At 72.5% G+C, this 12,591-nt stretch carries 11 protein-coding genes; 5 read left to right on the top strand and 6 right to left on the bottom strand.

From position 1 onward, the window contains the following. Nucleotides 1-2: 2 nt before the first annotated feature. The 4 genes from ACFTWP_RS28695 to ACFTWP_RS28680 all read left to right on the top strand — a co-directional run bounded on the left by ACFTWP_RS28695 (nt 3) and on the right by ACFTWP_RS28680 (nt 5,995). On the top strand, nt 3-722 hold the full coding sequence (locus ACFTWP_RS28695; RefSeq protein ID WP_380267800.1) for a DUF6193 family natural product biosynthesis protein: 720 nt from the start codon (nt 3-5) through the stop codon (nt 720-722). A gap of 526 nt (nt 723-1,248) precedes the next feature. After that, nucleotides 1,249-2,967: a pentapeptide repeat-containing protein gene (locus ACFTWP_RS28690; protein ID WP_380267799.1), complete on the top strand. Its 1,719-nt coding sequence runs from the start codon at nt 1,249-1,251 to the stop codon at nt 2,965-2,967. Nucleotides 2,968-4,354: 1,387 nt separating this feature from the next. Next, nucleotides 4,355-5,119: a transglycosylase family protein gene (locus ACFTWP_RS28685; RefSeq protein ID WP_380267798.1), complete on the top strand. Its 765-nt coding sequence runs from the start codon at nt 4,355-4,357 to the stop codon at nt 5,117-5,119. A gap of 498 nt (nt 5,120-5,617) precedes the next feature. After that, nucleotides 5,618-5,995 carry a nuclear transport factor 2 family protein gene (locus ACFTWP_RS28680; RefSeq protein WP_380267797.1) on the top strand — a complete coding sequence of 126 codons (378 nt, stop codon included), beginning with the start codon at nt 5,618-5,620 and terminating at the stop codon, nt 5,993-5,995. 647 nt (nt 5,996-6,642) lie between these two features. Here the strand turns inward: ACFTWP_RS28680 and ACFTWP_RS28675 are convergent. The 6 genes from ACFTWP_RS28675 to ACFTWP_RS28650 form a co-directional block, all read right to left on the bottom strand. Continuing rightward, nucleotides 6,643-7,800 carry a hypothetical protein gene (locus ACFTWP_RS28675; protein WP_380267796.1) on the bottom strand — a complete coding sequence of 386 codons (1,158 nt, stop codon included), beginning with the start codon at nt 7,798-7,800 and terminating at the stop codon, nt 6,643-6,645. Nucleotides 7,801-7,870: 70 nt separating this feature from the next. Further along, on the bottom strand, nt 7,871-8,026 hold the full coding sequence (locus ACFTWP_RS28670) for a hypothetical protein (RefSeq protein WP_380267795.1): 156 nt from the start codon (nt 8,024-8,026) through the stop codon (nt 7,871-7,873). A gap of 69 nt (nt 8,027-8,095) precedes the next feature. After that, the gene (locus ACFTWP_RS28665; protein WP_380267794.1) at nt 8,096-8,299 is read right to left on the bottom strand and encodes a hypothetical protein; all 204 of its coding nucleotides are present in this window, start codon (nt 8,297-8,299) and stop codon (nt 8,096-8,098) included. Nucleotides 8,300-8,302: 3 nt separating this feature from the next. Next, nucleotides 8,303-9,178, bottom strand: a complete 876-nt coding sequence (locus tag ACFTWP_RS28660; RefSeq protein WP_380267793.1) for a GTPase family protein — start codon at nt 9,176-9,178, stop codon at nt 8,303-8,305. Nucleotides 9,179-9,291: 113 nt separating this feature from the next. Continuing rightward, nucleotides 9,292-10,524, bottom strand: coding sequence for a GTPase family protein (locus ACFTWP_RS28655; protein WP_380267792.1), 1,233 nt, complete (start codon nt 10,522-10,524; stop codon nt 9,292-9,294). A 92-nt stretch (nt 10,525-10,616) separates the two neighbouring features. Continuing rightward, nucleotides 10,617-11,318 (bottom strand): Crp/Fnr family transcriptional regulator, encoded by a 702-nt coding sequence (locus tag ACFTWP_RS28650; protein WP_380267791.1) that lies wholly within the window; start codon nt 11,316-11,318, stop codon nt 10,617-10,619. A gap of 925 nt (nt 11,319-12,243) precedes the next feature. Between ACFTWP_RS28650 and ACFTWP_RS28645 the strand changes: the two genes are divergently transcribed. After that, entirely contained in the window at nt 12,244-12,570 is a 327-nt protein-coding gene (locus ACFTWP_RS28645; protein ID WP_380267789.1) for a hypothetical protein, read from the top strand. Nucleotides 12,571-12,591 lie beyond the last annotated feature (21 nt).

Here is a 12,591-nt window from a genome sequence, read left to right as displayed (position 1 = left end):
CCATGACCTCCTTCTCGCCAGGCCGGTTGCCGACCCCTGCTCCCCTTCCTGGTTCCGTTGCCGGCAGCACCCTCGCGGCCGGCCTACGACGCACGGCGGCAGAACTGGGGCTCGACCTGCCCGCCCTGGAGGAGAAGTGGGAGCGCCGGGTCGAGTTCAACGACGACGGCGGCCGCCAGACGACCGTGTTCGCCCTTCACGAGGAGCCCGGCTTCCGGGTGCGCTGCCGCGCGCAGGACGCCTGGCTGGCCCACGGCACGACCGCGGACCTCGCCGCCGTCGCCAGGGCCGTGGCAGCCTGGACGGGCGGCTGCAGCCTCGAAAGCACCCAGGCAGCGGCCCCGTTCATCCGGTTCAGGCCCTGGGCCCTCGAGCACGAGCGCGAGCCGCTCGACCGGATCGAACTCGCTTGGCGACACATCATCGACAACTTCCACATACCTCCGGGAACCCGCCACCCCCACGTTCTCGCGCTCCTGGAAGCAGCTCACGCCCAGCCCGCCCTGCGCCGGCTGATGCCGGTCACCAGCCACTTCATCCTCTGGTTCTCCACCCGCGCCACCTACCCCTACACACGGGTCGGGTACTCCATCGACCCGCACCACACCGGGCTCTACCTCGTCCGGGACAGGGGAGAGATCATCGCCCGCACCACCACCCCCGAAGAGGCCGTCCTGGTGACCGTAGCCGCCCTCCCCGAGAACACCGGCCCCACCCACTGACCAAACCGGCCACCGGACGGTGACAGGCGAGCTCTCCCCCGGAAGGCCACGACTGATGTCCAGCACAGGGAAATCCTCCACAAAGGTGGATTACCCGCTTGTCCGCGACGGGACCGGACATCACGTGACCCGTCCGCGAACAAACGCGATGCCCCTGACGGGAACGAGCCCGGCAAAACCGAGCCCCGGAACGCCAGGGGTTTCGCCCCCAGGCGCCCCCGTCCCGGGGCAGCGGCGGCGAGCCGCTCGGAGGCGGGAAATCGACGGGGCAGTGAGCCGGCCGGGCCCGGAGATCCAGCCGATCCCGGCCTCGAACCGCTGCCGGGCGGGCGTTCCCCCGCCCCGGGCTGCCCGCACCACCCCGGGGCCCTCCGCCCGGGTGCCCGAAGGCCGCCGCCCCCGGCGGCCTCCCTGCGTACGGCTGGGCTGTCGGCGGGAGCCGGCCGTCCCGGGCGGCGTTTCGCAGGTCTGTCACAGCTTGCCGATCTCCCCCGCGCGAGAGCTGACCGGCCGTTAGAACACGGTCATGACCGCCACACCCAGCACCACCGCTCCCTTCTGGTCCCACTGCGGACACGGGGCCTCCCCCGCCGATCCGGTGGGCTGCCGCGGCATACGGATCGGGTCCGGCGAGCGGTGCCTCGCCCACCTGCCGGATGCGGACCGCACCGCCCACCTCACCACCCTCTCCCCCGGCAGCGACCTCGACCTGCGCGGCACCACCGTCGACGAACCCCTGCTGGACAGCATCCGTACCGCCTGCACCGACCCCGGGACCGGGAAACCCCGCTTCGGTCAGGCCGACTTCACCGATGCCACCTTCATCGGCAACGCCCACTTCAGCTCGGCCACCTTCACCGGTGACGCCTGGTTCGCCTCGGCCACCTTCACCGGCGACGCCCGGTTCAGCTCGGCCACCTTCACCGGCGACGCCCGGTTCGCCTCAGCCACCTTCAACCGCGAGGCCAGGTTCGCCTCAGCCACCTTCAACCGCGAGGCGAGGTTCACCTCGGCCACCTTCACCCGCGACGCCCTGTTCCGCTCGACCACCTTCAGCGGCAACACCCGGTTCTCCTGGGCCACCTTCACCCGCGGCGTCCGGTTCGAGGCGGCGACCTTCGAGGGGCTGCAGCATCTGGGCCCGGTGGTCTGCGCGGGCAGGGTCAGCTTCGACGGGGCCCGGTTCACCGGGACGCAGGTCACCGTCGAGGCCGCCACCTCGTCCCTGACGTGCGAGCGGACGGCCTTCGAGGGCTCGGTGGTGCTGCTCCTGCGGTACGCGACGGTGAACCTGAACCGTGCGACCCTGGCCGCCCCGATGGCGCTGCAAGCAGAGCCCCTCCCGTTCACCGGGCCGGGCGGGAGCGCGCTGGACGAGAGCCTGCTCACCGACGGGCACCACCCGCCCGGCGTCCGGCTGGCTTCCCTGGAACGCGTGGACGCCGCCCAGCTGGTCCTCACCGACGTCGACCTGTCCGGGTGCCAGTTCACCGGCGCCTTCCACCTCGACCAGATCCAGATCGGCTTCGGCTGCCGATTCGCGCAGCCCCCCGCCGGCTGGCGCCGCCGCGGCGTGCTGCCCGCGCGCTGGTCGCCGCGCAAGGTCCTCGCCGAGGAACAGCACTGGCGCGCCCGGGAAGGCGGGCGGGCGGGGCACGGGTGGCCGGCGGGTCCGCATCACGGGGTGCCGGAGCTGGGGGCGGGTCCGGAGGATCTGGTGGGGGTGTACCAGCAGCTGCGGAAGGCGTTCGAGGAGGCGGGCAACGAGCCGGACGCGGCGGACTTCTACTACGGCGAGATGGAGATGCGCCGCCGCGACCAGCAACGGCCGCGGGCGGAGCGCCGGCTGCTGTGGGCGTACTGGCTGGCCTCCGGGTACGGGCTACGGGCGTCCAGGGCGTTGTCGTGGCTGGTCGCGGCGATGGGCGTCACCCTGCTGCTGATGACGCTCTTCGGCCTGCCGGACGACACCCCCGACCCGCAGACCACCGGCACCTACGACGCCGGGACGGTGACGGTCACGACGAGGACCCCCGGCCCCGCCCTCACCCTGCCCTGGGGCAAGCGGGTCACCACCGGGCGGGCGGAGAGGGCCGGCCTGGTCGTGGTCAACTCCGTCGTCTTCCGCTCCAGCGGCCAGAACCTCACCCCGCCCGGCACCGTCATCGAAATGGCCTCCCGGATCGGCGAACCCGTCCTCCTCGGCCTCGCCGCCCTCGCGGTACGCAGCCGGGTCAAGCGCTGAACCGCTGCCGTCAGGGGGATCCGGTGCGTGCTCTGCGCTGCGCGGTACGGCGGGCCGGTGGGCGGCGCAGCGGGTCCGGCCGGCATGCGGGCGAGGCGGGACGGGCAGCGGTCACCGCGGCAGGTGGTCCGGGCCCGCGGGGCACGGTGGCCGGCATGACGTTCGAGGTGGGGCCCTGGTGGGGCGGCTGCGGCGGGTGGCGACGCGGGCCGGCGAGTGGCCGCGCCGCCGGGTGCGGCGCGGTCGGGGTGCCGGTGGTGGAGGAGGGGCGTCGGGGGGTGGCGCGCGGCGGTCCGCGCGGCGTGCGCGGTCGCCTTCGTCGACATCCTGTACGCGGCGCAGGGGGACGGTGCCGGGGGCGCGGCTGTCGGAGGCGCCCGCGGGGTGAGGGTCGTGGACGCGGGCGGTCGCGGCGCTCCTGCCTGCGGTGCTCGCGGTGCGCGGACTGTCGGGGCCGCGGGCGGCCGGCTCCCACGGAGGTGTCGGCGGCCGTACCCGGCAGGGCCGACAATGCGACTGACGGAGGACCGGGGCGGGTCCCGTGGGGGCTCGGGACGAGGCGCCACGGGGACGTTCCTGCGGTTCACGGGCCTGACGATGGTCGACCCCTCACCGGCACCGCGCTTCGCCGCGCCGGTGACGGGAGGGGGCGGCCCGGGTGGTGCGGCGGCGGGGTGGCGTTCGCGGCCAGGGTGTGCATGGCCTCACTGATGTGGCAGCAGTTCCCGGCGTTGGCAGGGGTGTTCGAGGGGTGTTTGATGGGCGCGCGCCGCTCGCCGTAGGCGCGGCGACTGATCTGCTGCGCCGGCTACGGGCCGGTGGGGTACTACGTTGTGCGACTGGCCAGGGCGTGATGGGTGACGACTGTGACTGGTGCCACCAAGACGGGCAGCGGAAGCGGGAACTCCGCAGAACGTGGTGACGGATCGTCACATGGCGATCGCTCCGGGCGGAGCTCGCGGGCCACTTCGCCGGTGCATTGGTGTGATCGGGGGCGCACTGGCGGTCCATTCGATCGTGAAAATCCTCTCAAAGCTGGCATTTCCGGCACGATTTCTTGATCCTTACCGCCGGTAAGAGCCAACTGACCTGCGCTGTCAGGCATTTACTTGATTACCGACCGCAACCGCACGTAGCTTCTTGGGCGGTGCAACGAGCACCACCCGGATTCACCCCCGATGCACGGCCCGCCGGCCGATCCCCGGTGCGAGGGCCGTGCCCCGTCGACCGGCCAAGCTCGAAGAACGGGCCGGCGGTGTGCGGGGAACCGGGGCGGCACGGCACGTCGGACACGTGCCCGGCCGCCCATCGAGTGAGGTGAGCGAAACCTGGGCCCCACCGGGGCCTGGTTCCGCATGCCTGCCTGGGGCTTGTCGAGAGGATGTTCATGACCGTCGGTCACGAGACCACCGCTGCCACCACCTCCACCAAGGCCACCACCAAGCGCAACCGAATCCGCGCAGCCGTCGTGGCCGGCGCCGCCGTCGCGGCGCTCCCGGTGGCCGGACTCGTCGCGGCCCCCTCGGCCTCGGCCGCCTCCGCCTCGACCTGGGACGCCGTCGCCCGGTGCGAGAGCGGCGGCAACTGGTCGATCAACACCGGCAACGGCTTCTACGGCGGTCTGCAGTTCACCGCCGGCACCTGGCGGGCGTACGGCGGCACCGCATACGCGCCGCAGGCGAACCAGGCCAGCAGGGCACAGCAGATCGCCGTCGCCGAGAAGGTGCTCGCCTCGCAGGGCCCCGGCGCCTGGCCGGTCTGCTCCAGGAAGGCCGGTCTGGCCAGGGGCGGCGCGCCGGCCCAGGTCGAATCCGCCACCAAGGCCAAGCCGGCCGCACCCAAGGCCCAGGCCCAGGCCCAGGCCCCGAAAACGCAGCCACAGTCGCAGCCGTCCGCGCCCGCCCCTGTCCCGGTCCCCGACCGGAGCTCCACCGAGACCACGCGATCGGGGCGGACGCCGGCCCCGTCGGCCCCGGTCGACTCCCCGAGGAACGGCGTCCCGACCGGCACCTACACCGTCAAGAGCGGCGACACCCTGAGCGAGATCGCGGTCAAGTTCGGCAAGGACGTGCGGAGCCTGTACGCGGAGAACATCCGGACCATAGGCGGGAACCCGGACCTGATCTTCCCGGACCAGGTGCTGGACCTCTGACCTCCGGTCGGACCACGGCCGGCCACCCCTCCGAGGGGCGGCCGGCTCCGGTACGTGAACCGCGGTGTCCGGCCCCGTACGGGGACCGGTGCGCGCACCGTACGCGCGCTCTCGGCACGCGACCGGACGGGATCCGCCCCGGTGTCCGCATCACGGCGGGCCGGAACACAGTCAGCCGGTCCTGGACAAGCGTCGCGGAGCGGGGCAGGGGCACGGGCGGGGAACCCTCGGTGGACGTGGTGGCGTGCCCGCGCGGCGGAAGCGCGTCACCGCACAGGATGGCGCTGACTCGTCGCCGGGCCGGCCCGTCACCCCAGCCCGCCCCGGGCAGAAGGCGCTGAAGCCGGTCCCGGAACCGCCGGGGCGCTATCGTGGCCGAGACCGCGTTGTGCTGACCGCAGGTCACATCCCGCCGTGATCACGGCGGTCACCGACACCCTGCGGACTCCGACTCCCCCGGTCGCCCCGACTTCGAATCGACCATGGAGGCAAGGACGGATGGCCGATGACCTCACCGCCGCCCTGCAGGAAGCCGAGCGGCGGCTCCAGGCTGCTCAACTCGCCGGTGACGCCGACGTGCTCGACGGCCTGCTCGACGACCGCCTGATCTACACGGGTGGACCGGACGGCACCCGGTACACCAAACAGGACGACCTGGAGATCCAACGGTCACGCACCCAGGTGCTCTCGACGGTCGAGGAGGAAGACCTGATCGTCCTCGTTGACGGGCATACCGGTGTGACGTGGTTCCGGGGCAGGCTGGAGGGCACCTTCGCCGGCCGGGAGTTCACCGCCGACCTGAACTTCACCCGAACCTGGATCTACACCCCCGGATCAGGCTGGCGCTTGATCGCCGCCCATTCAAGCCAGCGGTAAGTCCACGTGCGGCCGACGTCCCGCTGTACATCTGGCACCCGCGAACGACGAGTGCCGACACCCACCAGGTCACGATCTACCGCTGCCGCCGCGCTGTGCCGCCCTGGTGAAGGAGCACCTCGCCGCGGCGAGTCCCCCGGGCGGCGGGCGGTCAGGTAGACGAACAGGCCGGGGCCGAGCGGCCGGACGGGTGATCACTCTTCCGGCTTGCCGACACCCCGGTCCACCGAGCCGTCAGAGGTGATTTCCGGCAGCCGCAGTGGGGCATCCAGCCGGTTCCCAGACGCAGCCGGCCTATCGTCCCCGCGGCTTGTGCCGTCCCCACCGCCTCTGCCTGCGCTGAGAGGGCGAGGCACAGCGGCCCATAAAGGGGCGCGTTCTGCCTCCGTCACGCGCGCGGCGCAGCGCCAGGAGGTGGCCCGGCCGAAGCGGGTGCCCGGAGTCGTCGAGCCCCGGCGCGCGGACGGGGCGGACGGGGCGCCCCGCTCCCGATCCCCGCCGCCCACCGGTCCACGGGCGCCGGCCGTCACCCGACCGGTGGCCGCGCCGAGAGAGCTCACCGACCGTCTGCACGACCGGCGGCTGTCCGCCAGGCCGTGGCCCGACCGCCCGGCCGGCCCGGGCGAGGAGGTCACGACCCCGCGGGTTCACCCTGCCGGTGGAAAGCGGCGCTCGTGCAGCTCCACGGCCATCGCGTAAACGCTCTCCTCGATCAGCCCGTGCGTCCGCAGGACCTTCAGGAGAAACGCCCCGCCCGGTGTCTCCAACACCTCCCTGACAGTCTGGGAGGCGTACCGCTGTGCCGCCGCCCCGTCCCCGGACAGCCGGGCGTCGATCGCCCGGACGACGGTGATCCAGGGAATGCCGGGCAGCGACCAGGCCACCTCGTCCAGCCGGCCGCGCGCCTCATCCGGCCGGCCGGCCGCCCGGTGGGCGCGCCAGAGCCCCGTCACCGCGTACAGCAGGATGTCCCCCGCCTCGGACAGGTCCACGTGGGCACGGAGCATCCGCCAGACCGCGTCGAACACGGCGGCCGCCTGCTCCGGTCGTCCGGCGCCCAGGGCGACCTGGGCGAAGTGCACCTGGTCCCAGGCGGCTGAGAGGATGGTGGCCTGTGCGCCGTCCGCACCCGACGGGCCGCCGGGTGCCCGCCGGGACTCGCGTGGCGGACGGCCCGCCCGGATGCGGTCGAGGCCGGGCGGCTCGGGCGGTCCGCCCGACCGGTCCGAGGCCCACAGCCAGGCGGACGACCGGTACTCCTTGTGCTCTGCGACGACCGGCCAGAAGGCGGCAGCCGGCAGTCCGTGGTGCTCGTGCGCGACCACGTCGCAGAACACGTCGTCCGCGACGATCACCGCCAGGTCGGCCGCCGGGTAGGCCACGAGCGACTGCCGCAGCACCGCGCTGTCGTTCAGCCGGGACACCTCGATCGCCACGTCCGTGGAGAAGCCGAAGGGCCCGGAGCGCAGCGTCCCCTGGGCGAAGCTCAACCGGACCCGCACCCTGGCGTCGGCCGACGCCTCGGCGTTCACCCGGCGCAGTTCGATCGCGAGCGTCCCGATCAGTTGGGTGATCACCCGGGACTCGTCGATCTCGCCCGGCAGAACCACCAGGCCGCCGTCGCCCGCCGTCGGCAGCAGCCAGCGGCCGAAGTCCACGCCGGCCCGGTCCGAGGCCGTCGCCAGCAGCGAGTGCAGCAGCCGGGCCGCCTCGTCACGCTGTGGGGCCCGTGGCCGGGAGCTCCAGGAGACGATGTCGACGGCGGCGCACAGCCGCCGGGCACCCTCGGGAACGCTCTCGGACACGGGCCCCTCCCCCCTCGTACCGGCTGACCGGATCCTCCCCCACCCGATCACCGGAGGAACACCGGACCGGTCAGTCGAACCAGCCGCACACGGCCTGCCGGACATTGCGGAGGAGGCCGGAGACGGACACCCGGATGTCGTAGGCGTTGCGCCGCAGGAAGTTGCCGAAGCCTTCCATCGACTTCCCCACCCGCTCCGCCTCCGCACTGCCCAGCTCATGGATCAACTTCCAGATCCTCTCTGCTGGGCTTCGCTCAGCGCCATGGTGGCACATCCTTCCGAGCCGGTGGCGGGATCACAGGAAGATCGAACGAAGACGCTGCAAGATGTCCGGGGCCGTCGCCCGGACCTGCTGCACCAGCTCGTACCCGAGGTCCACGACCCCGGCGACCCAGTTGAGCAGGGTGCCGGCGGAGCGCAGGATCGCGGAGATGCGGGTCTGCGACTCCCGCTCCAGCAGGGAGACGATGCGCTGCTTCTGATAGTCCGTCAGTGCCATTGTTCAGTACCTCTCGTGAGTGCGGCGCCAGTCCGCCGCAAGCTGCCTGGCCTCTTCGGATGTGGCCAGCTCGAACGGGTCGGCCGGGGCGAGCGGGAGCTTCCAGGCCGCCGCGCCGGCTGCGGTGACCAACGCCAGCAGCAGGTCGTGCAGGCGGAACCGGCGCTCGGCCGAGTAGTGCACGATGTTCTCCGGAACGAGGTCCGGCACCAGGTCCGACAGCTTCGCGGCGATGTCGGCGGCGCGGCGCCGGATGCTCTCCTCCTTCTGCTCGTCCGGGTAGTTGATCTCGTCGTCCCACTTCCCGGGGCCGATGATGTCGATCTTGTTGAGGCCGATCACCAGGCGCCTGACCCGGCCGCCGGCCGTGGCCGATCCCGCCCGGAACGCCGGCAGCACCACCTCGTCGAAGATCCGCTGGTCCTCGGCCAGTAGCCGTTCCTCGGCCGACAGGACGTACAGCACGACGTCCGCCTTGGGCAGTTCCTCGCGGTAGATCCCGGCGAACACCCGGTCGTCCTCGATGCTCTCGCCGAGACCCGGCAGGTCGATCACCTCCAGCGTGCCGCCGCCGGTCAGCTCGAACCGCTTCAACTGGGCGGCGGAGGTGCCCTGCAGCGCGTGGCTGGTGTGCATCCGCACCGAGAAGACGCTGTTGATGGTGGTGGTCTTGCCGACACCGGCCTTGCCGATGACCGCGATCCGCGGGGGGTTGGCGGCCCGCTCGGTGCGGATCAGCTGCTCCAACTGCCGGGCGCTGTCGGCGCCGATGACGCCGCTCAGTTCGGCGTCCGCCTTTCCGGTGCTCGCCAGTTTCATCAGGCCGCGGAGGATGCCGCGGCCCCGCGCATCCGGGCCGTCGGTTCCGTGCTTGCTCATCTGATGCTCCATCTCAGGTGCGGGAGGTCGGGTGCGAGACGTCCGGCGCCGGACGTCCGGTGCCAGACGTCGGGTGCGAGAAGTCGGGTGCGAGAAGTCCGTCCGGGGCCGGGTCAGGAGGACGGAAGGGCGGGCCCGGGCGCCCGGGCGGCGGCGTGCAGGCAGCGGGCCAGCGCGTCCAGGCCGTAGCCGCGGGTGGGTGCGCAGGGCACCACGGCCTCACGGCGGAGTGTGGGGGCGTAGGGCGCGAGCTTGCCCAGGACGTTCTCGGACTGCTCGGCGAGGGTCGTCCGCTGCCCCGGCGAGGGCTGGTTCGCGGCGGTGTCCCAGTCGCCCGGGCCGATGGTGTCGGCGCGGGTGAGCGCGACGGTCAGCGGGAGGCGCGCGGACAGGTCCCCGAGGGCGATCAGGGCCTCCTGGTCCGGCCGGAACACCCGCGGGTGCGACTGGACCACCCAGACCACGTGGTCGACCTCCGGCAGCAGTTCGCCGAACATGCGGCGGTAGCGCTCCTCGGTCTCCCGGCTCTCCGCGAAGCCGGGGGTGTCGACCACCTCCAGGGGCAGGTCCGGTCCGCCGTCCGGGTCGGGCAGCCGGACGCGGACGCGGTGCAGTTCCATGGTGACGGCGCTGGTGTTGCCGGTGGGGAGGTCCAGGCCGAACAGGGCGTTCAGCAGCGAGGACTTGCCCGCTCCGGTCTTGCCGAGGAACGCGACGCGCACCGTCGGTCCTCCTTCCTGGGTGTCGGGTGCCGTCCGGCCGTGGAACTCGGCGCGGATCGGGACCGGGGTGCCGCCCGGCAGCAGCGGACCGGCCAGTGTGAGCCGGGCGAGCGGCGCGGCGCGGGGGTGCGGGCCGTCGAGGAGCTCGGTCGCCAGGTGCTCGGTCAGCACGACGGCGAGGTCGGCCCACGACGGTCGTGTGCCGCCCGGCCCGGCCGCCCCGGGCCCTGCCTCGCGGAGCACGGTCAGCAGTTGCTCGGCGGCTTCGACCGCCGGCCCGTCGAAACCCTGTTCGTCGAGGTAGGTAATCCCCTCGCCGATCGCCAGCACCGCCCGCGGCCCGCGCCCGGGGATCTCCCCTGTCAGGTTCGACCGGCCGACGGCGCGGCCGAGTTCACGGATGAAGCCGTGGATCACCCGGGGTTCGTCGACCCCGGGCGGCAGGAGACCCAGGCGCTGGCCGCGCGGGCCGCGCTGCCACCAGACCCGGTCGGCGCCGGCGGCGACGCAGACCGCGTCCAGCAGCGGCTGCGGCACCGGGCCGGCCGACTCGACGGCGAGGAAGAGCCGCCGGATACCCGGCTCGGCTGGCTCCGGGTCGGACGGTTCCGCAGGGGGTCCCATGGCGCCTCCAGCAGTCGGACGATGTGCTCATCACTCTGCCGGTGGGGCGCCGGGACGACACCGAAGTCCTTCGGGATTCGGGGAAGTTGTGCTCAGAGGCTCTTCCCGGGGCCGCGGGCGGCCCGACGCAGTCCCTCCGCGTCGACCACCACGATGCGCCGGTACCCCGTCAGCACCGTCCCCGACTTGCGCAGTTCGGCCAGCGCGTTGTTCACCGAGCGCTCCTCCACGCCGACCAGGGCGGCGAGTTCACCCTGGTTGAGCGGGATGCCGACCGCAGTGCCCTCCGGCACCCGGAGCGGCCAGCGCTCGACGAGGTCGAGCAGGACGAGCGCGAGCCGGCTGAGCACCGGACCGTCGACGAAGCTCAGCCGCCATCGGATGGCCTGTCGGAACTTCTCCGACAGCGAGCTGTGCACCTGGCCCGCCGCGGCCGGATGGCGGGCCAGGAAGGACCGGAACTCCGAGCCCGGTACCACCCGGCCGAACACCGCGCCGGCCGCGATCACGGTGGCGGTGCGCGGTCCGCCGTCGATGACCGAGACCTCGCCGACGAGGTCGCCGCGGGAGCGGATGGCGATCAGTGCCGAACCGCCCTCGTGGTTGGTCCCGGTGACCTTCACGTGACCGTCGAGAAGGAAGACCACCTCGGTGCTGATGTCGCCCTCCCGCAGCAGTGCGGCCCCGTCCGCGAACTGGCGCAGGCGCCCGGCACCGAGCAGTTCGGCCAGCGCGGCCGGTGCGAGTTTGGCACCCAGGCTGCCGGACGGAAACGCGGAGCTGTCGAACTCCATCGGACGCCCCCCAAGGCGACGGCCGACCGGGTGGTCCGGACGGCGATGTGCCGCCAGCGTAGGGCGGCCGTCGCTCCCCGTTACGGGTACCGGGAAGTTCCGGCCGAGCGGACGCCCTGTCGGTAGAATCATGTGATTCACGCCGAATTGATCGGCGCATGTCCATTGGGCATCGGCAAACCGCCCGACCGCCGCCTCCCGGCCCGACCACCGCCTCCCGGCCCGGGCGCAGGCGCTCGGGCCGGTGTGCCAGTAGCGCAGCTGGTCGTCGCTCCGTCGCCGGGCAGCGGCAGGTCGGACAGTCAGGGCGCCGGTGATCGGCAGGCGGTAGCTCGCGCACTGCGGCAGGCCGGCCCCGGTGATGGCGCGGGCCTGGGCGCAGCCGACAGCGGCGCAGCCGAGCGCGGGTTCGGCGCCCCGGTGGCCGACGAACACTCAGGTGTCGCAGTGGCCGGGCGTGCCGGCCGCTGCGCGGTCGGCTGCCGGGGCGCCGGTGATGCGGGCTGTTTAGGGCCTGTCCGGGGCGCTGGGCTTCCGGTTCACGGGCGGCCCGTCCCGGTCGTGGTGGTGCGGGCGATGGCTTCGACGTCGAGCCGGTCGGCGACGGTCGGCTGCTGCTCGCCGTCCACGTTCCGCAGGGCAAGGAGGTACTCCGGTGGCGGTCATGGTGTGGAGTACTTTCCTGTGACTGAGCGCTTCAGTCGGCGGGCGAGCGGTCGCGCGCGGACGCTACGGCGAGCTCTCCGGCGTCGAGTAGAAGGCCGGATGCGCAAGGGCCCCGAGTTCACCGAAGACCCTCGCAGCACAAGCGATTGTATGTTCGAATGGAATTCCAATGGGCCGTCTCTTGGGGGGAAGCATGAAGCAGCATCTGAAGCGACGCGCACGGCAGGCTGTCATGGCAGGCGCACTGATGCTCGGTGCCTTGACGTGGTCGACCGGAACAGCCCAGGCCTGGGACGGCATAGCAGTGACCCTCACCGGCCCCCACAGCGTGGGGATGTACATCACGCCCTACGTGAACAACAAGGAGCCGTACGTCGCGGACCTCCACCCTGGAGACACCGTCTACGTCAACTGCTGGACGACCGGCGACAACATCAACAACCAGGGCAATGTCTGGTACCACGTCATCCACGAGTACTACAACGCCAGCGGCAACCAGTTCTACTACGACTACGTCTACGGTGCCTACGTCGACAGCAACAACACCTGGCGCGCCCGTGCGAGCAATGGCTTGGCGCACTGCTAGCCTCGGTCCTTCGTGACGGTC

The sequence above is a fragment of the Kitasatospora sp. NPDC057015 genome (assembly GCF_042673745.1).
Lineage (GTDB): Bacteria > Actinomycetota > Actinomycetes > Streptomycetales > Streptomycetaceae > Kitasatospora.
This window is presented reverse-complemented; position numbering and strand designations above follow the sequence as displayed.